Genomic DNA, 25,185 nt, shown 5'->3' with positions numbered 1-25,185 from the left:
ATGTGCTCAGCACCGAAGCAAGGACTGACGTTGCCCGCCAGCGTTGACCTCGAGAAGGAGACGGTGATCACCGGCCGCGTCGTCGACGGCGCTGGCCAGTCCGTGGGCGGTGCGTTCGTGCGCCTGCTGGACTCCAGTGACGAGTTCACCGCCGAGGTCGTCGCGTCGGCCACCGGCGACTTCCGGTTCTTCGCCGCGCCCGGCACCTGGACGCTGCGCGCCCTGTCGCCCGCAGGCAACGGCGACGCCAGCGTCGCGCCGTCCGGTGCAGGCATCCACGAGGTCGACGTCAAGGTCGCCTAGTCCGACGAGCGGTGCCCCGACGTGTCGGGGCACCGCTGAGGCTGGGCTGAACCCCCGGGTCGCTCCGCTCCTGCCCGCCGGACGTCGATCCCCCGGTCGCTCCGCTCCTGCCCGCCGGATAGACTCAACATCGTGGTGCTCTTCTTCGAGATCATGCTCGTTGCGGCGACCGTGGTCATCACCTGGTTCGCGCTGTACGCGGTGTACCGGCTGATCACTGACGACTAGTGAGCGCCGAGGACATCCCCCAGGGTTCGGTTCCCCAGCTTTCCGGAGACCGCGCCGTCGCGGCAGCCGTTGAGCGGGCCAAGGCCACCGCAGCGCGCAATGTGCCCGGCTTCGAGGACCTTCCGCTTCCCGCCGACACCGCCAACCTCCGCGAAGGCGTCGGACTCAACGACGCTCTCCTCGCGCTGCTGCCCCTTGTCGGCGTCTGGCGCGGCGACGGCGAGGGCCGCGATGCGCAGGGCGACTACCGATTCGGCCAACAGATCATCGTGTCCCACGACGGCCGTGATTACCTGAACTGGGAAGCCCGCTCTTGGCGTCTCTCCGACACTGGCGAATACGAAGGGCCGAGTCTGCGTGAGACCGGTTACTGGCGTTTCGTCGACGACCCGAACGACGTCGCCGAGTCACAGGCCATCGAACTGCTGCTCGCCCATTCGGCTGGCTACGTCGAGCTGTTCTACGGCAGCCCGATCACCCAGTCATCCTGGGAGCTCGTGACGGATGCGTTGGCCCGCAGCAAGTCCGGCGTCCTCGTCGGCGGCGCCAAGCGGCTCTACGGCATCGTCGAGGGCGGTGACCTCGCCTACGTCGAGGAGCGCGTCGACGCCGACGGCGGCCTGGTGCCGCATCTGTCCGCCCGGCTGACGCGGTTCGTCGGCTGATGCGGTTGCCCCACCCGGCCGCGCGCGTCAGCGCCGCGGTCGCGCTCTTCACGGTCGCCCTCTTCGCCGCGTCCTGCGGATCTCCGACCGAACCGCAACCCGCACCAACGACCCAACCGGTGGGCCACGGTTCGTATGCGTCCTGCCTTGCCCACAACGGGGTGCCAACGCCGCCTGCCGGGCCCGCTGCACCTCCTGGCGTCGATCCGCAGACCTGGGCGAACGCACAGCAGGCCTGTGCGGACAAGGCGCCGGGACCGGCGTCCTGACCGAGCGCACTACGACAGCACGGGAGCCTTCCCTGCATCGGAGAGCCACGTCTCCTGCAGCTTGGTCAGCGTGCCGTCCGTCCGCAGCGCATCGACCGCGGACGACACGCACCGGGTCAGCGGACTGTTCTTGCCGAGCACGATGCCGAACTGCTCGACTTCCCCTGCTACGTCCGGCAACTGGCCGATGATCACACCGTCGCGCAGCTCCCCCGCGACGGCGAAAGCGGTCGGCAAATCGGCCACCAGCGCGTCGATCTCGCCAGTGTTGAGCGCCATCTTGGCGTCGCCGTTGGTGTTGTACACCGAGACCGGGATGCTGGCGCCCACGGCTATCGCGGCCGTGTAGCTCGTAGTGCCCACTTGCACACCGAGTTTCAGCGACTTGAGGCCACCGAGATCGCGGACGTTGGCAGCGGGCGACGTCTTCACCGCGACGACGGCCTGCGTCACGTCGAAGTACGGTGACGAGAAGTCGACCGCGCCCTGCCGTTGCTGGGTGATCGAGAACTCGGAGAGGTTGATGTCGAACGACTTTGGGCCAGGGTCCAACGCGGCGTTGAACGGCACCCGCACCCACCGGACGACGTCCCGTCGGTAGCCTAGATGACCGGCAACCGCATACGCCAAGGCGGATTCGAAGCCCTCGCCACTGGTCGGGTTGTCGCCCATGTACCAGGGCGGGTACACGGGTTGATCGGTTCCCACGGTCAGCACGCCGGGGTACATGGTCTTCAGCGAGTCAGTGGTGCACCGCTCGGACCGTGGCATCGTCGTCTCGGCGGGGGCCGCGCACGCCGCAGCGAACACGACCACGGTAACCACCGAGGCCAGCACACTGCGCATCGCCGCATCATCGCCCACCCGACGGTCGGTGGCTAGCCATGTGTTCAGCGCCGATGGCTGACATCCGATGAAGTCACTTTCAAAATTCAGAGGCGGCGGATGAACAGTGCCGCCTAGCATCACCGCCCATGGACGACGGGTGTCTGGAGTTTCCACCAAGTGATCCACCGGCACTCGACGACACCGAGCAGCGCAGTTGGCAACACTTCCTCGACGCGGCGATGCGGCTCTACATCTTGCTGAACCGGAAGTTGATGGACGCGCACAAGCTCACGCTGTTCGACGTGCTGCTACTGGAAATGCTGGCTGCGTCCCACTCCGGATCCGCGCGAATGGGCGATCTGGCCCACGCTCTGATGTTGACGCCGAGTCGAGTGAGCCAACAGATCCGGCGGCTGGAGTCGCAAGGGCTGGTGCAGCGCAGCACCAGCAATCGCGATCGGCGCGGTGTGGTCGCGACCATCACCCACGACGGTCTGGCGCGGATCAGACCGGCACTGGTGACCTACGCGAAGGCAGTGCGCAGGCACTACCTGAATCAGCTGTCACGGCCACAGATGGCAGCGCTTGGCGACAGTAGCCGGCGGATCAACACCGGAATGAATCACCTTGGTCCACCGGCAAATTCAGCCAAGAAGCGTCTGGCGAAGCGATTACCGAACCGCGCATCGAAAGATGGTCCGTCATGACCGTTGCCGGCAGCGACTCGTCCGTCGGCGCTGAGTAGTCACACCCCTTCAAGACCAGTGGGCCCATCGGCGTCTCACTGAATCCCCTTGGACTACCCGCAGATTCAGCCAGCAAGCGTCTGGCGAAGCCATCAGGGATCCACTGACCGGCAGGTGGTGTGTTCCAACCGTTGCTGGCGCTCGACAGGACTGCGTCTGATCTCGCGGTGAGAGACATTAGTCCCAATTGGGAGTAGCTACGTAAGGAATTGCTGCGAATACCGGCCTTTACCTGGAAGTTGTTCTAGATCTCTGATCTATGGCAAATCGAAACACGAAATAGAACGTGTTTTAAATATACTCGCGGGGTCGTTGCAGATTTAATTATCCGCATTTAAATGGCGCTTTGCTTACCTTGGATAACGACTCCAATGACCAGCAAGGACCCATCTCGTTGCTGATTGCGGGTGGTCAGGGCGCTGCAACGAACCCAAAAAATCTTGCCGAAGCACAGCTTCTGCTCAGGTAACTTTCCGGCGTCACGACCTCGTCAATTAAGGAGAGATGGCATGCAGGTTGCCGTTCGATCACGTCTCAACATGGGTATTGCGCTGGCGGGTGCAGGTGCGATCGCGCTTGCCCCGATCGCCCAGCCGATGCCCGCCATCGCCGAACTCCAAGCGCGAGCGGTCTCTTCGGCACAGGTTGCGCTGACTGCGGCGGCGAACCCCATCGAGCAGTGGGCGCAGATCATCCAGGACACTCTCGCCAACGGCGGCACGCTGGTCCAAAACTATCTGAACAACCCGTTGCCGATCGTGCACCAGCTGATCCTCAACGGGGCCGGCTACGTCGGGCAGACGGTCACCGCGCTGCAATCCTCGTTCTCGAATCTCGTCGATAGCTTGCGATTCGACAACCCGTATGGCTTCCCGGCAGGGGTTCAACAAGGCTTGAGCCAGATCCTGGCCGGCCAGATCTACGAGGGTTACAACACGTTGTTCAGTGCCGGGCTCGGACTCATCATCGGCCCGGTCTTCCCGCTGCTCGACCTGCTTCAAATTCCGGTCACCATGGTGCAGAACGTCGCGAACGTCGTCGCGAAGGTTCCGAACACTCTGCTTTTCATGGGTTTGGGAGCCATCGGCACGATCAACGGCACCCTCCAAGCGACCGCGTTTCAAGTACAGGCCGTCGTCGATGCCCTGAAAACCGGGGACCTGTTTGGCGCGGTCGGCGCGATCGTCGCCACCCCCGGCGCGATCGTCAACGCAGTGCTGAACGGATTTGCCTTCTCCGGCGCCCCCGGTCTCCTCAGCCCAGGCGGACTGATCGACCAGGTGATGCAGGCCCTCAACACGTTCGCCCAGGCGATCGCACCAGCGACGGCCACGCCCCTTGCGGCGAAGGTAGCCGACACCAGCCCGTCGGCGCTGCCGTCGGCCGCGTTGTCGGTTGCGACTGCCACGCTGGGCTCCGAGACGGTGGCGACGCCTGAGGCCAAGACGGCAACGGCGGAGACCACCGCGGCAGAACCCGCCGCAACGGAGCCCGCCGCGACGGAACCCACCGCGACGGAGCCTGCTGCGACGACGCCCGAGACTCCTTCCACCCCAACCGAAACCAAGCCCGAGACGAAGCCGGAATCGGGTGCGACGTCGGGCAGCACTACCACGCCAAACGGTGGCACCGATGCCACCGGTGGCAACAAGGCCGAGCCCGGCAAGCCGGGTGAGCCCACGAAGCCGAGCGGTTCGACCGGGAGCGAGACGGGCTCGGGCTCCACGGGCTCCGAGAGCACCGGCTCCGGCAGCGGCACTGGCGCATCAGGCTCGGGCAGTGGTGCGTCCGGTAGCGGTGCTTCCGGAAGCGGTAGCGGCGCAGCCGGTGGCGGCGCATCCGGCGGCAGCAGCAGTTCGTCCGGCGCTGCTGCGTAGTCACACCCCTTCAAGACCAGTGGGCCCCGCTCTTGAGCGGGGCCCACTGTCGTCTGGCGTATCGAGTGGTCGCCAGACATGGAGCGGCCCCCGAGCCTTGGTTCCTGGTTGGACGGACCGAGGGGCTCGGGGGCCGGGTGGCTGCGGGGAATTCGCTAGCGCGCGCAGGTGATTCACTTGCGCGTAGAGCAACGAATACGCCCGGCGCTGCTAGCTTGCAGCCACCTCACATGTCCATAAGTTAATCAATTCGGCGGACCACCTCCTTCCTTGTGTACGAGCGACCGTACTCCCGAAGTCTGAGGCCGACAACCGTTTTTCGCCTGCCGCTCAATCGGCGCGCATGATCGCGGCATCGACGAGGCCAGCCACCTCCGCCGCCATGGGCGCGTGCCGCAACGGCACCCCGTCCAGCGTATGCACCCTGGCGGCCAGCGTGACGCTCGACAGTAACCAGACACCCTGGGCAGCAACGAGTTCAGCGACATCGATCGGACGTTCCTCGCACACCAGGCCGCGTTCGCGCGCCTCGTCGAACGCGGCGCGGACGGTGGTACCCGGCAGGATCGGCAGCGACGCGGGCGGAGTTAGCAATACACCGTCGTCGGTGGCGATGAGGACCGCCGATCGCGGCCCCTCCAACACCGAACCGTCGGAGCCGACGAACACCACGTCCTGTGCGCCGACGCGCTCGGCGTGCCGGAGTGCAGCGGTGTTCGGCGCGTAGGACAACGACTTCACGCCGGCCACCGACCACGGTGCGTGCCCATCGCCATTGGCGCGTACGCCGCGGCCGAGGGTCACCGCCGCCACGCCGTCTCGTCGCGCCACGAGAGCCCGCTCGGGGACCGCGGAGACGGTCACGAAGGCCGTCGGCCCCGATGCGCGTCCGCGGCCCAGCACCAACCGCAGCACCGCGTCCCCGTCGCCGGTCCACAGCGCGGCCGCGGCCGCCACGGCGTGCCGCCATCGTGCGGGTTCGGGTGCGGCCAAACCGGTGATGGCCGCCGACACCGCCAACCGGGCCAGGTGCGCCCCCAGCAGGGACGGTCGGCCGTCGCGGAGCAGCAGCGTCTCGAAGACGCCATCGCCGCGCAACAGCGTTGGGTCGTCGGCATAGACCGACGGCGCCCCTGGGTCGATCACCGCCCCGTCGAGGGTGACGACGATGCCGAGTCCGTTCACCACGAGCACTGACGGTAGTGCGCGGCCCCGCCGCCGTGAACTCCGTAGAGTTTGGGGCATGTCCGCAGTTCCCGCCCCCGATGGCGGCCCCGACGCAGGCGCAGTGTGGCACTACGGCGATCCACTGGGCGAGCAGCGGGCCGCAGCGCTCTCCGCCGTCATCGTGGATCGCTCCCACCGCGCGACGATTCAGCTCACCGGCGACGAGCGGCGGTCCTGGCTGCACACCATCTCCAGCCAGCACGTCAGCGAACTTCCCGACGGTGTGGTGGTCGAGAATCTGAGCCTCGACGGCCAGGGGCGTGTCGAAGATCACTGGGTGCAGACCCAGTTGGACGGCGTCACGATCATCGATACCGAACCGTGGCGTGGCGAGCCGTTGCTGGCCTTTCTCCGCAAGATGGTGTTCTGGGCCAAGGTCGTCGTCGAGCCCGCTGATCTGGCGGTGCTCTCGCTGCTCGGTCCCAACGTGCGTGACCAGGCGGTACTCGCCGCGCTGGGGGTCGACTCCCTGCCTGCGACGTCCACCGCCGCACCTCTGGCCGGTGGCGGGTTCATTCGCACCATGGCCCCCGACGAGGTGGACCTCGTGGTGCCCCGCGACACCGCCGCCGATTGGCGCGCCAAGCTGGTCGCGACGGGTGTCCGGCCTGCGGGTGTCTGGGCGTACGAGGCGCACCGGGTCGCGGCACTGCGGCCAAGGCTTGCCCTCGACACCGACGAGCGGACCATCCCGCACGAGGTCGGCTGGATCGGCGGCCCCGGCGAGGGCGCCGTCCACCTGGACAAGGGCTGCTATCGCGGCCAGGAGACGGTGGCACGAGTCCAGAACCTGGGGAAACCCCCTCGCATGCTGGTCCTACTGCACCTCGACGGTGACTCCGACCGGCCCTCGGTTGGCGATCCGGTGCTGGCCGCCGGGCGCGCGGTCGGGCGGCTCGGCACCGTCGTCGACCACGTCGACCTTGGCCCCATCGCACTCGCATTGGTCAAGCGCGGCCTGCCTGCCGACATAGAACTGACCACCGGTGGCGAATCTCAGGTGGCGGCCGCGATCGACCCCGATTCGCTGCCCGACACCGACCACGTGGGCGCCGGACGGCTTGCCGTGGAACGTCTGCGGGGCCAATCGCGTTGAACCCGATGGTCCGACGGTCGTCGCTGGGCCGGGCCTGCCAGCACGGAGCCGGAGGGCACGGTAAAGTGGCGTCAGGACGATAAAACACACTCAGATCGGAGCCGCCTGCTAATCGGGCCGCTCCGTTATTGCGCGAGGGGGTCCCCTTATGGGCCGCGGCCGGGCAAAGGCAAAGCAGACCAAGGTCGCTCGGGAGCTCAAGTACAGCTCTCCGCAGACCGATTTGAGGCAATTGCAGCGTGAGCTGTCACACGCCCCAGACGACCCCATCGGCAGTGATGTCCCCGATGAATTAGTCGAAGAGGACGACTGGCGCCGCTAGTCCGGCCCCATCGCTCGATCAGAATCGCGGGTGCTGCCCCACCAGGTGCGCCCGTGATTCGCCTTTTGCGCCCTTCGTGACGGTGCCGAGGGTCCAGCAGTCGAGGTGCCGGGCGGTCAGAATCGCCAACGCGCGGTCGGTGTCCTCCGGCGCCACGATGGCGACCATGCCGACACCCATGTTGAACGTCTTGTCCATCTCGGCGCGGTCGATCCGCCCACGCTGGGCGATCATCCCGAACACCGGCGCGGGCGTCCAAGTGCCCCGGTCCATCTCGGCGGCAAGCCCATGGGGGATCACTCGCTCGAGGTTTCCGGCCAAACCACCGCCGGTGACGTGGCAGAACGTGCGGACCTGAGTCTCGGCGGCCAGCGCGAGGCAGTCCTTGGCGTAGATCCGGGTGGGTTCGAGGAGTTCCTCGCCCAAGGTGCGCCCGAATTCCTCGACGTGTCCGGCGAGATCCATCCGGTCGATCTCGAGCAGCACATGGCGGGCCAGGGAGTAGCCGTTCGAGTGCAGCCCGGTGGACGCCATCGCGATCAGCACGTCGCCCGGCTTGACCCGCTCGGGCCCCAGCACGTCGTCGGCCTCCACGACGCCGACGCCGGTTGCCGAGATGTCGTAATGATCGGGCGCCATCAGCCCGGGATGCTCTGCGGTCTCGCCGCCCAGCAGCGCGCATCCGGCGAGCACACAGCCTTCGGCGATGCCCGACACGATTTCGGCGACCCGTTCGGGGACGGTCCGCCCGACGGCGATGTAGTCCTGCAGGAACAGCGGCTCGGCGCCGCACACCACCAGGTCGTCGACGACCATGGCGACGAGGTCGATGCCGACGGTGTCGTGCTTGTCCATGGCCTGCGCGACCGCGAGCTTGGTGCCCACGCCGTCGGTCGAGGCGGCCAGCAGCGGTTCGCGGTAGTCGCCACGTAGCGCGAACAGGCCCGCGAATCCGCCCAGTCCGCCGCGGACCTCGGGCCTGGTCGCCTTGGCGGCCCAAGGCTTGAAGAGTTCGACGGCGCGGTCACCGGCTTCGATGTCCACCCCTGCCGACGCATAGGAGGCGCCGCGCGGCTCGGCTTTCCCGCTCTTACCTGTCATCGCTGATTCGCCCGCAGACCCTCGCTCATCGCGCCCAAGGTTACCGGTCCACACGACGCAGGCGCACGCGCCACCTCTCGAGCTAATTCTGCCGGTCGCCATCCGAGACCTCGCCGCGTGTGACACCCTGACCGATCATGAATGGAGTTCGCTGGTTGGCACCGGCCGGAATGGCAGCAATCCTGGTCTCGATAGGTCCAAGCGCGACGGCGACAGCAACGCCCGGAGTGGGCGTAGAAGTCGAAACGCTGTCGCAGGCGACCGTCGACGGCCAGGACTACGTCACCAAGCAGATCACCATCGCGCCAGGCGGCAGTACCGGCTGGCACTGGCACCCTGGCCGGGTGTTCGGCGTGATCCGCGAAGGCACGCTCACGCACGACATGGCCAACTGCGCGGAGGACGGCAGCTATCCGGCGGGCTCCCCCGTCACCGAGGGCACCGGTCCGGACAACGTGCACATCGGCCGCAACATCGGACCGGACCCGGTGGTGATGTGGGTGTCCTACATCGTTCCGGCGGGCAGCCCGCTCTCCAACGACGTGCCGAATCCCGGCTGCCCGTTTGGATAGTGCGGCGTCAGTTCAGCTGAACCGCATTGGTTTTCAGGGCCTACTTTTCAGGGTCTACGCAGTGCCGAGGCGTTGTCGTTGTCGGCCATTATCGGTTGGATCGGGATGCCGCTGCGCGCGGCGGTGGCAAGCATCTGCTCGACGACGTTCTTGCCGAGCGCGCTCTCGCCCGGCAGTTCGATCGGGTAATTGCCGTCGAAGCAGGCAGCGCACAGTCGCGACGCGGGCTGCTCGGTGGCGGCGATCATGCCCTGACGGCTGATGTAGCCGAGCGAATCCGCGCCGATGGCCCGGCGCACGCCGTCGACCATCTCCTCCTCGTCGGCCTCGAAGCTCGACGAGTTCGCGATCAGCTCGGCCGGGGTCGCGAAGTCGATGCCGTAGAAGCAGGGCCACTTCACCGGCGGTGAAGCGATCCGGACGTGCACTTCGACGGCGCCGGCCTCGCGCAGCATCCTGATCAGGGCCCGCTGAGTGTTGCCGCGCACGATCGAGTCGTCGACGACGATGAGTCGCTTTCCGCGGATGACTTCCTTGAGCGGGTTGAGCTTGAGCCGGATGCCGAGCTGGCGGATGGTCTGCGACGGCTCGATGAAGGTCCGCCCGACGTAGGCGTTCTTCATCAGACCCTGCCCGTAGGGTATTCCCGAACCCTGGGCATAGCCGACGGCTGCAGGGATGCCCGACTCGGGAACCCCGATCACCAGGTCGGCGTCGACGGGCATCTCGCTGGCCAGCCTGCGGCCGATGTCCACGCGGGTGGCGTGCACCGAGCGGCCTGCGATCACGCTGTCGGGGCGGGCAAGGTAGACGTACTCGAAGACGCACGCCTTGGGCGTCGGGTTGGCAAAGCGGGTCGACCGCACGCCGTCGGCGTCGATGGCCAACAGCTCGCCGGGCTCGATGTCGCGCACGAAGGACGCGCCGACGATGTCGAGGGCGGCCGTCTCCGACGCGACGACCCAGCCGCGGTCGAGGCGGCCGAGGGACAGCGGGCGCACGCCGTGCGGGTCGCGTGCCGCGTAGAGGGTGTTCTCGTCCATGAAGGTCAGGCAGAACGCGCCCCGAACGGTCGGCAGAAGTTCCAGTGCGGCCTGCTCGATGGTGGAGTCCGCGGCGCCGTGCGCCAGGAGCGCGCCGAGGATGTCGGAGTCGGTGGTGGCCGCGGGGGCACCGCGGGTGTTGATCAGGCCAGCGCCACGGGCGCGCGCGGCCAGCTCGGTGGTGTTGACCAGGTTGCCGTTGTGGCCAAGGGCGACACCGGTGCCCGCGGAGGTATTGCGGAACACCGGTTGGGCGTTCTCCCACGTGGTGGAGCCCGTCGTGGAGTAGCGGCAGTGCCCGATCGCGACGTGGCCCTCCATCGCGGCCAGCGTTGCCTCGTCGAACACCTGGCTGACGAGCCCGAGATCCTTGAATACCAACACCTGCGACCCGTCGGCGACGGCGATGCCCGCCGCCTCCTGGCCACGGTGTTGCAATGCATAGAGGCCGAAGTACGTGAGCTTGGCCACTTGCTCGCCAGGTGCCCAGACGCCGAAGACGCCGCACTCTTCTCGGGGTTCGTTTTCCGGTGGTGCGATCTGCTCGGCGGTCACGATCAGCTAGCTCCCTGGGGGCGGTTGGGTGACGGTGGTCAGTCTACGGTCAACACGCCTCGAAGACGGAATCGAAGCGGGGTGTTGCACTGATTTCAACAACGGTGGCGAAGCACGCATTTCCCGACGACGCCCGGATCGGGTGAGCGACGTCACTCCGGGAGCCGGACCAGGGGCAGCCAGTCGGCGATCTCGCCGGCCCGCGACCCGGACGACTGCAGCGTTCCGGCGGCCGCAGCGTCGGCCAACGTCGCCAGGCCGGTAGCCAGCAACAGCCAGGTGCGCGGATCGGTCTCCACCACGTTGGGCGGATTACCCCGGGTGTGACGGGGCCCCGAGATGCATTGCACCGCAACGAACGGCGGGACACGTACCTCGACACTGGCGCCTGGCGCCTGTGCCGCGAGGGTGCGCGCGGTCAGTCGGACGGCCTCGGCGAGCACGGTGCGATCGGGTGCGGGAGTTGATCCGTCGCGCAACCAGTCGGCCAGCGCCGACACGGCTTCACGGGTCTTCACCGGATCGGCAGTACGGCGAGACGCCATACCGTTAGTGTCGCAAAGTGCTCATCGACCGGCACGAGCCGCCGTACAAGGTGGCCGGGGCGGTGCTCCTGGCCATCGCCGTCGCCCTCGGAATACTGCTCGCCCTGCAGTACCGCGGCACGTTCACGTCGCGCGAGGAACTGACCGTCATGTCGTCGCGGTCCGGCCTGGTGGTGGACCCGGGGTCCAAGGTCACGCTCAACGGGGTCGAGATCGGTCGGGTGGCGCACATCGCCGCCGTCGATCGGGACGGCACCGAACAGGCAGCACTGACCCTCGAGGTCGACCCGGACTACCTGCACCTGATCCCCGTCAACGTGGTCGCCGACGTCAAGGCCAGCACGGTGTTCGGCAACAAGTACGTAGCGTTCAGCTCACCGAAGAACCCGTCCCCGCAACATATTTCGGACGGCGACGTCATCGCGGCGGCATCGGTGACCACCGAGTTCAACACACTTTTCGAGACGGTCACGTCGATCGCGGAGAAGGTCGACCCCATCAAGGTCAATCAGACGCTGACCGCAGCGGCGCAGGCGCTGTCCGGTCTCGGCTCGAAATTCGGCGAGTCGCTCGAACACGCCAACGTGATCCTCGACGACCTCAATCCCCAAATGCCGCGACTGCGCGAGGACACCGCACGGGTGGCCGACCTCGCCGACGTCTACGCCGCAGCCTCACCGGATTTGTGGCGCAGTCTGGATTCCGCGGTGACGACGGCGCGCACGTTCAACGCACAGCAGGGTGACGTCGACGCGGCGTTGATGGCCGCCATCGGGTTCGCGAACACCGCCACCGGGCCGATCGAGCAGTCGGCGCCGTATCTGATCCGTGGTGCCGCAGACCTGGTGCCGACAGCCCAGCTGCTCGATGACTACCGCGGAATGATCTTCTGCACCGCCCGCAACCTCAGCGAGGTGCAACCGCTTGCGGCGAGGACGCTGGGCGGCAACGGTTACTCCCTCGCCCAGTACGGCACGCTGCTCGGCTTCGGCGCGGGCAATCCGTTCGTCTATCCCGACAACCTGCCGCGCATCAATGCGCACGGTGGACCCGAGGGCAGGCCCGGCTGCTGGCAGAAGGTCACCAGGGACCTGTGGCCCGGGCCTTATCTGGTGACGGATACCGGGTTCGATCTCGCTCCGTACAACCACATCGAGCTCGGTCAGCCGATCGCCGTCGACTACGTGTGGGGTCGCCAGATCGGCGAGTACACCATCAACCCGTGAAAAGCGCTTGACCTGAACCGTCATCGAGGTTCTACGGTGGCGCCATGACTTTCAGACCTCACGAGATCGAGTTCCTGCGCGGTACCGCACTGGGTCGGTTGGCGACCATCCAGCCCAACGGGACCCTGCAGAACAGCCCGGTCGGGTTCAGCTTCAACGAAACCCTCGGCACCATCGACATCTTCGGCTTCCACATGTCGAAGAGCCAGAAGTACCGCAACATCGCGGCCAACCCGACGGTGGCCTTCGTCGTCGATGACATCGTGTCGACCGATCCGTGGCGCGTGCGCTGCCTGGAGATCCGCGGTACCGCCGAGCAGGCGGAGGCCCCGCCGTCCGAGGGCGGCGCCGGCGACATACTCGACACGGCGATCATCCGGATCACGCCGCGCCGGATCATCGGCTTCGGCATCGACAACACCGACATCGATCCGCACCTGCTGGAGATGGACGCCCGCGACGTCTAACGCATCTTCCGTTGGACGGCCAGCGCGGCGACGGCGCCTGCCTCGTTGATTGCCAGGTGCGCCAGCATCGGCGCGGCCAAGCTGCCCGACCGCGCGTAGAGCCAGCCGAACGCCCAGCCGGCGGCACCCGTCACCAGCACGGTGCCAAGCACCGACTGTCCTGCTCGACGGGCGTCGGCGACATGTGACAGCCCGAACGCGGCCGCCTGCACCACCCGGCCCCAGCTCGGCCCGAACGCGCCGTCGGCCACGCTGCCGAGGGCCGCGCGAAAGGCCGCCTCCTCGCTCCACACGGTGCCGATCGGGATGCGCACCAGCAGCCACACCGCGGCGTCGGGCAGGTCGCGCTCGGCCATCCCGTCGCGGACCCGCGGTGCGGCGGTCGTCGCTGCGACCCCCGCCGTCGCGGCACCGGCTACTGCAAGTCCCAGCCGCAGTCCACGCCCGAGTGCGGGCGGGCGCAGCCCGAGTGACGCTCGGGTGAACAGCACCAGAGCGGTGGCCAGGACGGCGTGCACCGGAAGCTGCCACCGGGGTGCCAGCCGAGGCCCGACGAACCCGCTCCAGCCCACCAGTGAGGCGGCCAGCAGCAGTGCGCGCGCTGGGCGAGTTCGGCTGTGTCCCATCAGTACTCGGGGCCGCGCGTGGCCTGGGAGTCACTGAGCGCAACCCGGATGCGTTCGGTGTCCTGGTCGGTCCAGCCGTCCGGCGGCACCACCGCAGCCCAGCCGTCGAGTACCGAGTCTCCGTAGTTGTGGCCGTGCCCGCCAGGGACGCTCAATGCGTTCGTCATGTCGGCACCCACCTGCCAGAACGAGATGATGGGATACCAGCGCATCGACACCGTGCGGTCCGCGCCGGGCGGTTCGACGAGCCATTCCGGTTGGGCGAGCAAGAGTTTCGGCGACCACCAGATGATCGGATCGGATGGGTGCTGCAGGAACAGCACGCGCGTGCCCTCCCACGGAGGGTCCGCGATCTTGGCGATGTCGGACGCGTCGGTGGCCTGGCTGAACCGCACCGTTCGGCCGTTGTCGTAGCGCGGTTGCACTTCCGGGGTGCCGGGATCGCGCCGTTCCACCAGCCCACTCCACAGGGAACTTTCGTGCGGCGGGCCCACCCACAGCACAGCCGAGAAGTCCATCCGCGCGATATCGGGTAGCCACGGGAACGCGCCCTGTCCCCCCAACGATCCGAGGCTTTCGCCGTACAGCACCAGCTTGGGTCGCTTGTCCGACGGAAGCTTCAGCCAGCGGTCGTGAATCGTGTCGATCAGAAGCCGCCCCGACTCGATCGACTTGTCCCTGTCACCGAGGAACGAAATCCAGCTTGGCAGATACGAGTACTGCATGCCGACGAGTGCGGTGTCACCGTTGTACATGGTCTCGATGCTGCGGGCGGCGACCGGATTGACCCATCCGGTACCGGTGGTGGGGATGATGACGAGCAGCTTGCGGTCGAAGGCGCCGGTGCGCTCGAGTTCACGGACGATGACGTCGGTCCTGGCGGCGTCGGTGTCGGCGGTCAGCAACCCGGCGTACACCCGAATGGGTTCCTTGGCAGGCCTGCCGTTCACCCGGGCCAGCGCATCGAGATCGGGTCCGGTGGCCACGAAGTTGCGTCCCTCGTAGCCCAGCGTGTCCCATGCCGCCAATGACGTTGGACTGCCGGATCGTTCGGGCTCGGCCGGTTGGTGAATCCCGGCCCGGGTCGTGGAGTTCTGGGGTTGGAACACCCGGCTGGCACCCGCGAGGAAACCGCGGTACAGCACACCGTTGATCAGCGTGATGAGTAGCACCACGACGATCGCCGTCCCGATGAAGAGCGCGACCTCGTGGTGCAGATGCCAGCGCCGGATGAGTCTGCGAGCCAGCAGCTTGATCGCGTCGCGCACCACCCGCGACGCCCCGACGCACGCACCGCCAACGACCAGTGCGGCGAACAGCGTGCGCAGGTAACCCAACGTGGCAGGACCCTCGATGCCCATCAGCGCCGACACCTGACGCTGCCAGGCCGCGGCGGGAATCAACACCAGGATGCTGGCGGCGATCGACAGTGCGATGGTGACGGCCTTGATCTGGTACATCACCCGTTTGGTCGGTGGCCACCAGGGTCTGCGTCGTAAGGCGAAGTGGCGGACCGCCTTTCCGATCACGACACCGATGGCGTAGCCGATGGATGCGTTGATGCCGCCGATCAGGCCGGCGAACAGCCAGTCACGCGGGAGCAACGACGGGGTGAGCGACAGGCAGAAGAACAGCGTGCCGAAGCCGAGACCGACGAAGTCGAGTCGGACCAGGCCCCAGGCCCAGACCAGGAGGGGATGTCGTGTGTTGGCCGGGGCCCTCACCCGAACAGACCGGGCAGTACGCCTTCCGACGTGGCCCGCAGTTCGGTCAGGCTGACGATGAACTGGCCCTGTACCTCGACCGCGGCGTCTTCGCCCCGTGGCCCTTCGTCGACAACGCCGATGCGCACGGCGGGCAGGCCGCGCGCCTCGCACATGGCGCGGAACCGGCTCTCCTCGGTTCGCGGTACCGCGACGAGCACGCGGCCCGCCGACTCGGAGAAGAGGAAGACAAAGGCCTCAACAGCAGATTCACAACCACTGGGAAGCACCAACCGGCAACCGGTTTCGCCAGCCAGCGCGGACTCCACCACCGCCTGGATCAGCCCGCCCTCGGACAGATCGTGGGCCGCGGAGACGAGTCCGTCGCGCGATGCGGCACATAGGACGTCGGCGAGCAGTCGCTCTCGCTCCAGGTCGACCTTGGGTGGCACCCCGCCGAGATGGTCGGCGGTGACCTGAGCCCAGATCGAGCCGTCGAATTCGTCGCGGGTGTCGCCGAGGAGGATGAGTGACTCGCCGGGCTCGGTGCCGAAGCCAGTGGGAAGACGTCGACTCACATCCTCCAAGACGCCGAGCACGCCGACCACGGGGGTCGGCAGAATCGCCGTGCTGCCGGTTTGGTTGTAGAAGCTGACGTTGCCGCCGGTGACCGGGATGCCCAGTACCGCACAGCCATCCGCGAGGCCACGGACCGCCTGGGAGAACTGCCACATCACACCAGGGTCCTCGGGTGACCCGAAGTTCAGGCAGTTGGTCACCGCGAGGGGCGTGGCGCCGGTGACGGCGACGTTGCGGTAAGCCTCGGCCAGGGCCAGCTGGGCTCCGGTGTACGGGTCGAGTTGCGTGTAGCGCCCGGAGGCGTCGGTGGACACCGCGATGCCGCGGCCGGTCTCCTCGTCGATGCGCAACACCCCACCGTCGGCGTGCTCGGCCAGCACGGTGTTGCCACGGACGTAGCGATCGTACTGCTCGGTGATGAACGCGCGGCTACACAGGTGCGGACTACCAACCAGCGCAAGCAGTGTCGCGCGCAGTTCGTCGCCGGTGCCGGGGCGGGGCAGCTTCGCCGATGTGTCGGCGATCAGTGCGTCCTGGGTGTCGGGCCGGGCGACGGGGCGCTCGTAGACGGGTCCCTCGTGCGCCACCGTGCGCGGCGGGACGTCGACGACGGTCTCGCCGTTCCAGGTGATCTGCAGATGATCGCCGTCGGTGACCTCGCCGATGACCGTGGCCAGCACCTCCCACTTGCGGCACACCGCCATGAAGGCGTCGACGTTCTCGGGTGAGACGACCGCGCACATGCGTTCCTGCGACTCGCTCGAGAGCACCTCGGCTGGGGTCATGTGCTTGGCCCGCAGCGGCACCTTGTCCAGCTGGATCGCCATGCCGCCGTCGCCCGCCGATGCGAGTTCCGATGTGGCGCAGGATAATCCGGCACCGCCGAGATCCTGGATGCCGATCACCAGGCCGGCCGCGTAGAGCTCGAGGCAGCACTCGATGAGCACCTTCTCCATGAACGGGTCGCCGACCTGCACCGAGGGAAGCTTCTTGCGGCCGGGGCCGCCACCCTCGTCGCCGCCGAACGTCTCCGACGCCAGCACCGAAACGCCGCCGATGCCGTCGAGGCCGGTGCGCGCGCCGAACAGGATGATCTTGTTGCCGGTTCCCGACGCGAAGGCCAGGTGCAGATCCTCCTTGCGCAGCACGCCGACGCACATCGCGTTCACCAGAGGGTTGCCCGCATACGAGGGGTCGAACACCGTCTCGCCACCGATGTTGGGCAGTCCCAACGAGTTTCCGTAACCACCGATGCCGCGCACCACGCCGTCGAGCACGCGGCGGGTATCGGGGGCGTCGGCCGCACCAAACCTGAGCTGGTCCATGACCGCCACCGGCCGTGCACCCATCGCCATGATGTCGCGGACGATGCCGCCGACGCCGGTGGCCGCACCCTGGTACGGCTCGACGTAGGACGGGTGATTGTGCGACTCGACCTTGAACGTCACCGCCCAGTCGTCACCGATGTCGACCACGCCTGCGTTCTCGCCGATGCCCGCAAGCATCGACGACCGCATGGCCTCGGTGGTGGTCTCGCCGAAGTAGCGCAGATGGACCTTCGACGACTTGTACGAGCAGTGCTCGCTCCACATCACCGAGTACATCGCCAGCTCGGCGTCGGTGGGACGACGACCGAGGATCTCGCGGATCCTCTGGTATTCGTCGTCCTTCAGCCCAAGCTCGCGGAAGGGCTGCGGCTGGTCGGGGGTAGTAGCGGCGTGTTCAACGGTATCGACCACATGGGTGAGCCCAGACGTCACGGCAACAGTCTAGTTGGAAGCCCCGACCTCGGCGGTTCAGGTAGCAGCGGCGACGTCGCCACCGGCCACGCAGAACGCGTTTCCGTCCGGATCGGCGAACACCACCCAGCGGAATTCCGGTCCTGCTTCGCCGCGGCCGGTCTCGGCGGCGCCCAAGCCCACCAGCCGCGTGACCTCCGCCTCGAGGTCGGCGGAGGAGAAGTCGACGTGCACGCGGTTCTTTCCCGGTGTCGGATCGTCGACCTTCTGGAACGCCAGCCCGGGGCCGGCGGGGCGAGACACGGTGAGGAAGAAGCCTGGCGCCAAGGCGTTGACCGTGCCGTCGACGACGCGGGCCCACCACTCGGCAAGCCGGTCGGGGTCGGTGGAATCGAAGGTGATGTTTTCGACGGAGAGTGCCATGCCGGTGACCCTAGATCAGCCCGGTGACAAGAACGCCCGAAGTGCAGAGGAGTAGGCGGGCACATCCTCGGCGCCCATCAACTCGCGGGCCGAGTGCATGGCCAGCTGCGCGGCGCCGATGTCGACGGTCGGAATGCCGGTGCGCGCCGCCGTCATCGGGCCGATCGTCGACCCGCACGGCAGGTCGGCGCGGTGCTCGTAGCGCTGCAGTGGCACCCCCGCCTGTGCACATGCCAACGCGAACGCCGCCGCGGTGCGCCCGTCGGTGGCGTACCGGAGGTTGGGCTGCACCTTGAGCACCGGCCCTGCGTTGACCTCGATCAGGTGGTCGGGCTCGTGCCGCTCTGGATAGTTGGGATGGGTGGCGTGGGCCATGTCGCCGGAGGCCACCATCGATCCGGACAGCCGCCGCAGGAAGTCCTCGCGGCTCCCCCCCGCGGCCAGCGTGATGCGTTCCAGCACGGTCGGCAGCAGCTCGGACTGGGCGCCGTGATCCGACGTCGAGCCGACCTCCTCGTGGTCGAACAGCGCAAGCACCGGCAGGTAGTCCCCCGGCTCGGCGGCGAGGAACGCCTCCAACCCGGCGTAGCAGGTGCCCTGGTTGTCCAGTCGGGGCGCGCTGACCAGATCGCGGTTGGCCCCGATCACCGTCGACGGGGTCAAGTCGTGGGTCATCAGGTCGGCGGCCAGCACGGCGGCCGGGTCGACGTCGGCGCGCTCGGCCACGTAGTCGACGAAGGACCGGGCGCCGGTGCCGACGCCCCAGACGGCGTTGACGTGGCGTTGCGGATTCAGTTCGACGGCCTTGCGGTCCTCGGATAGGTGGATGGCCAGCTGCGGCACCCGAAGGATCGGGTCGTCGATGCGGACCAGCACGTCCTGCACGGTTTGGCCCGTTCGGATCGAGAGCCTGCCGCTGATCCCCAGGTCACGGTCCAGCCAGGAGTTCAGCCATGCCCCGCCGTAGGGTTCGAGCGCCACCACCTGCCAGCCGGAGGTGAACCGGTCCGGATGCTGTTTGACCCGCAGGTTCGGGCTGTCGGTGTGCCCGCCGACGATGCGGAACGGAACTCCGGCGTCGTCACCCGATCTCCAGGCCACCAGGGACCCCGACCGGACCGTGAAGTAGCCGCCTGCCTCAGCCGGCCACGCCTCACCCTCGGTGAGCTCGGTGAAGCCCGCCGCCGTCAGCCGTTGCGCCGCGGTGACGCAGACGTGGAACGGCGACGGCGAGGCGTCGATGAAGTCGCAGAGTCCCGCTGCGGAGGCGTTGGACGCGGGGCTGGTCATGTAGCCCATCCTTACCGGATTTCCCGTCGGAGTTGACGTTAGGGTTCTCATCGTGCCCGCAGGACGCCCACAAGCCGTGCTGACTCCGTTGACGAAGGCAGCGATCTTCCTGGTGGCCACCATCGACGACGATGGCGAAGACGTCGCGCACGATGCGCTCGCCGACGTCTCCGGTCTGGTCCGGGCAGTCGGGTTCCGCACCCCTGCCGCCCAGCTGAGCATGGTCACGTCGATCGGCTCGAACGCGTGGGACCGGCTGTTCAGCGGGCCGCGGCCGGCCGCGCTCCATCCGTTCGTGGAAATCTCCGGTGAACGCCACCACGCGCCGTCCACACCTGGCGATCTGCTCTTCCACATCAAGGGCGAATCCATGGACGTGTGCTTCGAACTCGGCGGCCGGGTGCTGGCCGCGATGGCGGGCGCGGTGACCGTCGTCGACGAGGTGCACGGCTTCCGATTCTTCGAGCAGCGCGACCTGTTGGGCTTCGTCGACGGCACCGAGAACCCCGATGGGCCCGACGCCGTCGTCGCCTCGCGGATCGGTGACGACGATCCCGACTTCGCGGGCGGCAGCTACGTGCACGTGCAGAAGTACACCCACGACATGGCGGCGTGGAACTCGCTGAGCGTCACCGAGCAGGAGTTGGTGATCGGTCGGACCAAGCTCGAGGACATCGAGATGGACGATGCCGTGAAGCCGCCGAACTCGCACCTGGCGCTCAACGTGATCGAGGACGCCGATGGCAACGAGCTGCAGATCGTGCGGGGCAACATGCCGTTCGGCACGTTGGGCAACGGCGAGTCGGGCACGTACTACATCGCCTACAGCTCCGATCCCGACGTGACCGAGCGGATGCTGCGCAACATGTTCATCGGCGACCCGCCGGGCAACACCGACCGGATCCTGGACTTCTCCACGGCCGTCACCGGCGGCATGTTCTTCACGCCCACCGTCGACTTCCTCGACAACCCGCCCGCGTTGCCCGGCGCCGACACCGTGACAGCGCCACCCGCACCCACTCACGACGGCTCACTGTCGATCGGCAGCCTGAAAGGACGACCCCAATGAACAACCTCTATCGCGAACTGGCACCGATCACCGAAGAAGCCTGGGCTGAAATCGAATTGGAGGCGACGCGGACCTTCAAGCGGAACATCGCCGGACGCCGGGTGGTCGACGTCAGCGACCCCGGCGGGCCGGTCACCGCGGCGGTGAGCACCGGTCATCTGGTCGACGTGACGTCCCCCGGCGACGGCGTGGTTGCGCACCTGCGCGAGAGCAGGCCGCTGGTCCGGCTGCGGGTGCCGTTCACGCTCTCGCGCACCGACGTCGACGACGTCGAGCGCGGTTCGCAGGACTCCGACTGGGACCCGGTCAAGGACGCCGCCAAGCAGCTGGCGTACGCCGAGGACCGGGCAATCTTCGAGGGCTACGAGGCGGCGTCGATCGGCGGCATCCGCAAGTGCAGCTCCAACCCCACCCTTGCGTTGCCCGCCGATCCCCGGGAGATCCCCGACGTGATCAGCCAGGCGCTCTCCGAGCTGCGGCTGGCCGGCGTCGACGGCCCGTACTGCGTGCTGCTGTCCGCCGACGTCTACACCCAGGTCAGCGAGACCACCGAGCACGGCTATCCGATCCGCGAACACCTCAACCGGCTCATCGACGGCGAGATCATCTGGGCGCCCGCGATCGACGGTGCGTTCGTGCTGTCCACGCGCGGCGGCGACTTCGACCTGCAGTTGGGCACCGACGTGTCGATCGGCTACCTGTCACACGACGCGAACACCGTGCAGCTCTATCTCGAGGAGACGTTCACGTTCCTCTGCTACACCGCCGAGGCCTCGGTCGCCCTGACGCGCTGATTGATCTCCCGCGAGCGTGCGCGTCTGCTGCACGACACGCCGTGAATCGTCGACACTTCGCGCACCCTCGCGGCGTGGCCAGGGCGCGCATCGACGTTATGGAATAAACGGTCAGTAATGGGCCTTGTGGCGAGAGGCTTCAACAAACTTCTCCCTCGGAGGCAAGTCCCATGACCAACACACTCACCGGCTCAACCGCCCTCGTCACCGGCGCGACCGCAGGCATCGGCTACGCGATCGCGCTGCAGCTCGCCAGCGAAGGGGCCGAGGTCATCGTGCACGGACGCAATGCCGAGCGCGGCGCCAAGACCGTACGCGACATCGAAAATGCGGGCGGTAAAGCACGTTTCGTTGCTGCCGACGTATCCGAGCCCAGTGACGTGCGGCGGCTCGCCGACGAGGCGGGCGACGTCGACATCCTGGTGAACAACGCAGGCATCTACCGGTTCGCCCCGACCTTCGAGACCACGGACGCCGACATCGACGATCACTTCAACACCAACCTGAAGGCGCCGTACATCCTGGTCCAGAAGCTGGTCCCGGGGATGGTGCAGCGAGGACACGGCACGGTGATCAACGTGACCACCGTCGCAGCCACCACTCCGGCCGCCGGCGCGGGCATCTACGGCGCCAGCAAGGCGGCCCTGGAACTGCTGACCAAGCTGTGGGCCGATGAGTTCGGCGGCTCGGGCGTGCGGGTCAACGCCGCCGCTCCCGGACCGACGCAGACACTGGGCACCGAGGCATTCGAGAGTGATCTCATCGAGGGGCTCGGCCGCACCACGGCGCTGGGCCGCACTGCCGAGGCCGACGAGATCGCCAGCGCGGTGACGTTCCTGGCCTCCCCCGCCGCGAGCTACGTCAACGGCGCGATCCTCACCATTGGTGGTGGCGCGCAGGCGATCAAGCCCGCCGCCTAACCACCATCCCCCCTTGCGATTTCGGCGCGCTTGCGGTCGGTCACCAACCGGGGGCGCGCCGAAGTCGTTTGGGGGACTACGCCGCAAGCACCGCGTCCAGCGCCGAGTAGAACAGGCCGAGCCCGTCGTCGGACGGCCCGGTGAGCGCCTCGGTGGCGTGCTCGGGATGCGGCATCAATCCCACCACGCGGCCGTTGGCCGAGCTAATCCCAGCGATGTTGCGCATCGAGCCGTTGGGGTTGTCGCGGTAGCGGAAGACGACGCGGCCGTCCCCCTCGAGTTCGTCGAGCACTGCCTCGGAAGCGACGTAACGTCCCTCCCCCGACTTCAGCGGCACCAGCAGATCGGCGCCGAGTTCGTAGCGCGTCGTCCACGCCGTCGTATTCGATGCGACCTCGAGCCAGAGGTCCCGGCAGACGAAGTGCAGTCCGGCGTTGCGGGTCAGCGCTCCTGGTAGCAGACCGGCTTCGCACAGCACCTGAAATCCGTTGCAGATCCCCAGGACTGGCAGGCCTCCGCCTGCTGCGTCGATCACGGAGCCCATCGCGGGCGCGAACTTGGCGATCGCGCCGCAGCGTAGGTAGTCGCCGTATGAGAAGCCACCGGGGACGACGACGGCGTCGACACCCTTCAGATCGGCGTCGGCGTGCCACAGGCTGACCGCCTCGGCGCCTGCGGCTCGCACGGCGCGCGCCGCGTCCACGTCGTCCAGCGTGCCTGGGAACGTGATGACGCCGACGCGCGCGCTCACTGCGGTTCCCCGGATGGTTCGCGGCTGACCGTCCAGTCCTCGATCACGGTATTCGCCAACAACGACTCGGCGATCTCGGCGACGGTGTCGTCGGCGACGTCGTCGTCCACCTCGAGTTCGAAGCGCTTGCCCTGCCGGACATCCGAGATCCCGGCCACCCCCAGACGGCCCAGCGCTCCGACGATCGCCTGACCCTGTGGATCGAGGATCTCGGCCTTCGGCATCACGTGCACTACGACACGGGCCACGCGCGACTCCTTAAGGTCCGACGAATCGATCGGCGCTTACTCTACCGGCGACGACTACGCGCGACTCACCGGCACGAGCCGACGTACGCCGTGCACAGCGGGCCGGCCATCGCGTCGAAGACCACCGGGTCCGGTACCGCGCGCCACTCGACGGCCTTCGGCAGCGTCGTCCACATCGCCAGGTCCACCAGCGTGCCGTTGCGGACATCTGCCAGCAGGTACTCGTGCAACACCTGCTTGTCCGCAGTGCTGATCACCGCGGCCACCCGGCTGGACTCGACGGTGGTGATCGACGGCGAGGTCCACGGCGCCGTTACCGAGCACGCCCGCAACGCATCGACCGCGTTCTGCATGGCCGCCGAGGCCAACTGACCCGATTTCCAGGAATCGCCGCGCCAGTGCACCACCTGTACCTGCAGTTGCCACTGCCCGTTGGGTTGGGTCACCTGGGCACTAGCGGCGACCGCGGGACCCCGTGGATCGGCCGGAACCGGCGGCGACGCGCAGGTCTCCTCGAAACGGAACCGGGGCGACGGCGCCGTCGTCGCGAGACCGGCCAGGGCCGGCCAGTGGTACACGTCCGCCAGTGGGATGGCAGCCGGCGCGATCCACGCTGAATCGGGAATGCCGTCGCAGAATGGCGGACAGTCGCCAGGCATGGCGTTGGCAGGCGCCGTCGCACCGACGAACCCGCTGAAGACCCCCCAGACCAGCAACACCGAAGCCAAAATCATTCGCACGTGTTCGCTCCTCCCCGTAGCGTCCCGTGCGCGCCACAATATAGGAATGCAGCTCACCCACTTCGGCCATTCTTGCCTGCTCGCACGATTCCGGGACGATTCCGGCACCGACACGACGGTGCTGTTCGATCCGGGCACCTTCTCGCACGGATTCGAGGGCATCACCGGCCTGTCCGCGATTCTCGTCACCCATCAGCATCCCGACCATGCGGACGTCGCGCGGCTGCCCGCGCTGATCGAGGCGAACCCGCAAGCCGCGCTGTACGCCGACCCTCAGACCGCGGCCCAGCTCGGCGAGCCCTGGACGGCAGTGCACGCCGGGGACGGGTTCACCGTCGGCCATCTGTCCGTCCGTGGGGTCGGCGGCCGGCACGCGGTGATCCATCCCGAGATCCCGGTGATCGACAACATCTCGTACCTGATCGGCGACGGCGAGCATGCCGCCCGTCTGATGCACCCGGGCGATGCGCTGTTCGATCCAGGCGAACCGGTCGACGTGCTGGCCGCGCCCGCCGCCGCGCCGTGGATGAGGATCTCCGAGGCCGTCGATTACCTGCGCGCCGTGGCGCCGGCGCGCGCGGTGCCAATCCACCAGGCCATCATCGAACCCGCCGCCCGCGGCATCTACTACGGGCGCCTCACCGAGATGACCGACACCGACTTCCAGATACTCGACCCCGAGAAAGGCACGGACTTCTAGGTCGTTTCCCGCTTGCGGGTGAACGCAGGGTTACGGTCCGTCGACGCGATCGTCGACGGTGAGTAAACCTGTGGGGTCGCTGGATTATCGTCCGTCGGCAAGGATTTCGGAGTGTCGACACAGTCCGGGCAAGCGTCTCTCGACGAGTTCATCGTGCCCCTGCCGCGCAAGCGGCGGCCGAGTCTCTACTCGGCCCACAACGGTGTGGGACGGACGTCAGGCTCATCCGAGCCCGAGGCCTCGCAGCCACGACCGCAGGCGCGATCCCGACAGCGCCCACCTCATCCCGCTGACCTCGCACAATCCCGGCTGTTCGAAGCACTTCTCCTGGACGACATCGACGAATTGGAGGATCGGGCGGCCACCGCTGAACGGCGTTGGCAGCGGAGGCGTGAGCGCAAGGTCGAGGACGTCGAAACGTTGCCGCACGACCTCAAGCAGCTTCGGCAGCTCATCACCGAAGCCCGTCGACTACTCGACGCGTTGCGCGAGCGGTTCCCTCCGGACTAGGCGCGAAGCCGCCTTTCGTTCAA

28 protein-coding genes are annotated in these 25,185 nt (G+C 67.5%); 15 read left to right on the top strand and 13 right to left on the bottom strand.

All coding sequences use genetic code 11. The features are described from left to right. From HNP02_RS10480 to HNP02_RS10470, 3 genes are all read left to right on the top strand, one after another. Positions 1 to 303 carry a DUF1416 domain-containing protein gene (locus HNP02_RS10480; RefSeq protein ID WP_184437926.1) on the top strand — a complete coding sequence of 101 codons (303 nt, stop codon included), beginning with the start codon at positions 1 to 3 and terminating at the stop codon, positions 301 to 303. A gap of 227 nt (positions 304 to 530) precedes the next feature. Beyond that, on the top strand, positions 531 to 1,196 hold the full coding sequence (locus HNP02_RS10475; protein WP_184437924.1) for an FABP family protein: 666 nt from the start codon (positions 531 to 533) through the stop codon (positions 1,194 to 1,196). Continuing rightward, complete coding sequence (locus HNP02_RS10470) at positions 1,196 to 1,465, top strand: hypothetical protein (protein ID WP_184437922.1); 270 nt, start codon at positions 1,196 to 1,198, stop codon at positions 1,463 to 1,465. Before HNP02_RS10475 ends, HNP02_RS10470 begins: the two co-directional genes overlap by 1 nt. A 9-nt stretch (positions 1,466 to 1,474) precedes the next feature. Here HNP02_RS10470 and HNP02_RS10465 read toward each other — a convergent pair whose 3' ends face one another. Beyond that, positions 1,475 to 2,311: an ABC transporter substrate-binding protein gene (locus HNP02_RS10465; RefSeq protein WP_184437920.1), complete on the bottom strand. Its 837-nt coding sequence runs from the start codon at positions 2,309 to 2,311 to the stop codon at positions 1,475 to 1,477. Between the two features lie 128 nt (positions 2,312 to 2,439). Here HNP02_RS10465 and HNP02_RS10460 point away from each other — a divergent pair, with 128 nt between their 5' ends. Beyond that, positions 2,440 to 3,000 carry a MarR family winged helix-turn-helix transcriptional regulator gene (locus HNP02_RS10460; RefSeq protein WP_184437918.1) on the top strand — a complete coding sequence of 187 codons (561 nt, stop codon included), beginning with the start codon at positions 2,440 to 2,442 and terminating at the stop codon, positions 2,998 to 3,000. Between the two features lie 548 nt (positions 3,001 to 3,548). Beyond that, positions 3,549 to 4,916: a hypothetical protein gene (locus HNP02_RS10455; protein ID WP_184437916.1), complete on the top strand. Its 1,368-nt coding sequence runs from the start codon at positions 3,549 to 3,551 to the stop codon at positions 4,914 to 4,916. 330 nt (positions 4,917 to 5,246) lie between these two features. Here the strand turns inward: HNP02_RS10455 and HNP02_RS10450 are convergent, their stop codons facing one another. Then, positions 5,247 to 6,104 carry an aminodeoxychorismate lyase gene (locus HNP02_RS10450; RefSeq protein WP_184437914.1) on the bottom strand — a complete coding sequence of 286 codons (858 nt, stop codon included), beginning with the start codon at positions 6,102 to 6,104 and terminating at the stop codon, positions 5,247 to 5,249. Between the two features lie 55 nt (positions 6,105 to 6,159). Here HNP02_RS10450 and HNP02_RS10445 point away from each other — a divergent pair, with 55 nt between their 5' ends. Together HNP02_RS10445 and HNP02_RS10440 are read left to right on the top strand one after the other, a co-directional pair. Then, positions 6,160 to 7,239 carry a folate-binding protein YgfZ gene (locus HNP02_RS10445; RefSeq protein WP_184437913.1) on the top strand — a complete coding sequence of 360 codons (1,080 nt, stop codon included), beginning with the start codon at positions 6,160 to 6,162 and terminating at the stop codon, positions 7,237 to 7,239. Positions 7,240 to 7,387: 148 nt separating this feature from the next. Beyond that, entirely contained in the window at positions 7,388 to 7,561 is a 174-nt protein-coding gene (locus tag HNP02_RS10440; protein WP_184437911.1) for a DUF3073 domain-containing protein, read from the top strand. An 18-nt stretch (positions 7,562 to 7,579) separates the two neighbouring features. Here the strand turns inward: HNP02_RS10440 and purM are convergent, their stop codons facing one another. Continuing rightward, the gene (gene purM / locus HNP02_RS10435; protein ID WP_184437909.1) at positions 7,580 to 8,662 is read right to left on the bottom strand and encodes a phosphoribosylformylglycinamidine cyclo-ligase; all 1,083 of its coding nucleotides are present in this window, start codon (positions 8,660 to 8,662) and stop codon (positions 7,580 to 7,582) included. 137 nt (positions 8,663 to 8,799) lie between these two features. Here purM and HNP02_RS10430 point away from each other — a divergent pair, with 137 nt between their 5' ends. Then, positions 8,800 to 9,234 (top strand): cupin, encoded by a 435-nt coding sequence (locus tag HNP02_RS10430; RefSeq protein ID WP_184437907.1) that lies wholly within the window; start codon positions 8,800 to 8,802, stop codon positions 9,232 to 9,234. Positions 9,235 to 9,281: 47 nt separating this feature from the next. Here the strand turns inward: HNP02_RS10430 and purF are convergent, their stop codons facing one another. Both purF and HNP02_RS10420 read right to left on the bottom strand, forming a co-directional pair. After that, positions 9,282 to 10,832, bottom strand: coding sequence for an amidophosphoribosyltransferase (purF, locus tag HNP02_RS10425; protein ID WP_184437905.1), 1,551 nt, complete (start codon positions 10,830 to 10,832; stop codon positions 9,282 to 9,284). Between the two features lie 152 nt (positions 10,833 to 10,984). Then, positions 10,985 to 11,377, bottom strand: coding sequence for a sterol carrier family protein (locus HNP02_RS10420; protein ID WP_184437903.1), 393 nt, complete (start codon positions 11,375 to 11,377; stop codon positions 10,985 to 10,987). Between the two features lie 17 nt (positions 11,378 to 11,394). On the opposite strand from HNP02_RS10420, the gene HNP02_RS10415 reads away from it, so the two are divergent. Together HNP02_RS10415 and HNP02_RS10410 are read left to right on the top strand one after the other, a co-directional pair. Next, a complete protein-coding gene (locus HNP02_RS10415; RefSeq protein ID WP_184437901.1) occupies positions 11,395 to 12,603 on the top strand; it encodes an MCE family protein in 1,209 nt (402 codons plus the stop codon). A 44-nt stretch (positions 12,604 to 12,647) separates the two neighbouring features. Continuing rightward, positions 12,648 to 13,070, top strand: a complete 423-nt coding sequence (locus HNP02_RS10410) for a PPOX class F420-dependent oxidoreductase (protein WP_184437899.1) — start codon at positions 12,648 to 12,650, stop codon at positions 13,068 to 13,070. On the opposite strand, the gene HNP02_RS10405 is transcribed toward HNP02_RS10410, so the two are convergent. From HNP02_RS10405 to HNP02_RS10385, 5 genes are read right to left on the bottom strand one after another with little or no spacing between them, the layout of a single operon-like run. Beyond that, positions 13,067 to 13,696, bottom strand: a complete 630-nt coding sequence (locus HNP02_RS10405) for a CPBP family intramembrane glutamic endopeptidase (protein ID WP_184437897.1) — start codon at positions 13,694 to 13,696, stop codon at positions 13,067 to 13,069. The two genes, HNP02_RS10410 and HNP02_RS10405, sit on opposite strands and share 4 nt — an antisense overlap. Next, a complete protein-coding gene (locus HNP02_RS10400; protein WP_184437895.1) occupies positions 13,696 to 15,420 on the bottom strand; it encodes an alpha/beta-hydrolase family protein in 1,725 nt (574 codons plus the stop codon). The genes HNP02_RS10405 and HNP02_RS10400 overlap by 1 nt, the downstream gene beginning before the upstream one ends. Further along, the gene (purL, locus tag HNP02_RS10395) at positions 15,417 to 17,717 is read right to left on the bottom strand and encodes a phosphoribosylformylglycinamidine synthase subunit PurL (protein ID WP_184438871.1); all 2,301 of its coding nucleotides are present in this window, start codon (positions 17,715 to 17,717) and stop codon (positions 15,417 to 15,419) included. Before purL ends, HNP02_RS10400 begins: the two co-directional genes overlap by 4 nt. 57 nt (positions 17,718 to 17,774) lie before the next feature. Next, positions 17,775 to 18,140: a VOC family protein gene (locus tag HNP02_RS10390; RefSeq protein WP_184437893.1), complete on the bottom strand. Its 366-nt coding sequence runs from the start codon at positions 18,138 to 18,140 to the stop codon at positions 17,775 to 17,777. Between the two features lie 15 nt (positions 18,141 to 18,155). Further along, positions 18,156 to 19,430: a M18 family aminopeptidase gene (locus HNP02_RS10385; protein WP_184437891.1), complete on the bottom strand. Its 1,275-nt coding sequence runs from the start codon at positions 19,428 to 19,430 to the stop codon at positions 18,156 to 18,158. Between the two features lie 52 nt (positions 19,431 to 19,482). Between HNP02_RS10385 and HNP02_RS10380 the strand changes: the two genes are divergently transcribed. From HNP02_RS10380 to HNP02_RS10370, 3 genes are all read left to right on the top strand, one after another. After that, positions 19,483 to 20,499 carry a Dyp-type peroxidase gene (locus tag HNP02_RS10380; RefSeq protein WP_184437889.1) on the top strand — a complete coding sequence of 339 codons (1,017 nt, stop codon included), beginning with the start codon at positions 19,483 to 19,485 and terminating at the stop codon, positions 20,497 to 20,499. Continuing rightward, positions 20,496 to 21,293 carry a family 1 encapsulin nanocompartment shell protein gene (locus HNP02_RS10375; protein ID WP_184437887.1) on the top strand — a complete coding sequence of 266 codons (798 nt, stop codon included), beginning with the start codon at positions 20,496 to 20,498 and terminating at the stop codon, positions 21,291 to 21,293. Before HNP02_RS10380 ends, HNP02_RS10375 begins: the two co-directional genes overlap by 4 nt. A 170-nt stretch (positions 21,294 to 21,463) precedes the next feature. Further along, a complete protein-coding gene (locus HNP02_RS10370; protein WP_184437885.1) occupies positions 21,464 to 22,213 on the top strand; it encodes an SDR family NAD(P)-dependent oxidoreductase in 750 nt (249 codons plus the stop codon). Between the two features lie 76 nt (positions 22,214 to 22,289). Here HNP02_RS10370 and purQ read toward each other — a convergent pair whose 3' ends face one another. The 3 genes from purQ to HNP02_RS10355 form a co-directional block, all read right to left on the bottom strand. Then, complete coding sequence (purQ, locus tag HNP02_RS10365; protein WP_184437883.1) at positions 22,290 to 22,964, bottom strand: phosphoribosylformylglycinamidine synthase subunit PurQ; 675 nt, start codon at positions 22,962 to 22,964, stop codon at positions 22,290 to 22,292. Next, on the bottom strand, positions 22,961 to 23,212 hold the full coding sequence (purS, locus tag HNP02_RS10360; protein WP_184437881.1) for a phosphoribosylformylglycinamidine synthase subunit PurS: 252 nt from the start codon (positions 23,210 to 23,212) through the stop codon (positions 22,961 to 22,963). The genes purQ and purS overlap by 4 nt, the downstream gene beginning before the upstream one ends. Before the next feature lie 65 nt (positions 23,213 to 23,277). Continuing rightward, complete coding sequence (locus tag HNP02_RS10355) at positions 23,278 to 23,952, bottom strand: ATPase (RefSeq protein WP_184437879.1); 675 nt, start codon at positions 23,950 to 23,952, stop codon at positions 23,278 to 23,280. Positions 23,953 to 23,998: 46 nt separating this feature from the next. On the opposite strand from HNP02_RS10355, the gene HNP02_RS10350 reads away from it, so the two are divergent. Together HNP02_RS10350 and HNP02_RS10345 are read left to right on the top strand one after the other, a co-directional pair. Beyond that, complete coding sequence (locus tag HNP02_RS10350; RefSeq protein ID WP_184437877.1) at positions 23,999 to 24,652, top strand: MBL fold metallo-hydrolase; 654 nt, start codon at positions 23,999 to 24,001, stop codon at positions 24,650 to 24,652. A 111-nt stretch (positions 24,653 to 24,763) separates the two neighbouring features. Further along, the gene (locus tag HNP02_RS10345; RefSeq protein ID WP_184437875.1) at positions 24,764 to 25,162 is read left to right on the top strand and encodes a hypothetical protein; all 399 of its coding nucleotides are present in this window, start codon (positions 24,764 to 24,766) and stop codon (positions 25,160 to 25,162) included. Positions 25,163 to 25,185 lie beyond the last annotated feature (23 nt).

It is taken from the genome of Mycobacterium sp. AZCC_0083, from assembly GCF_014202335.1.
Lineage (GTDB): Bacteria > Actinomycetota > Actinomycetes > Mycobacteriales > Mycobacteriaceae > Mycobacterium.
Note: the sequence above shows the minus strand (reverse complement) of the source record. Positions and strands in the feature narration are given on the sequence as shown.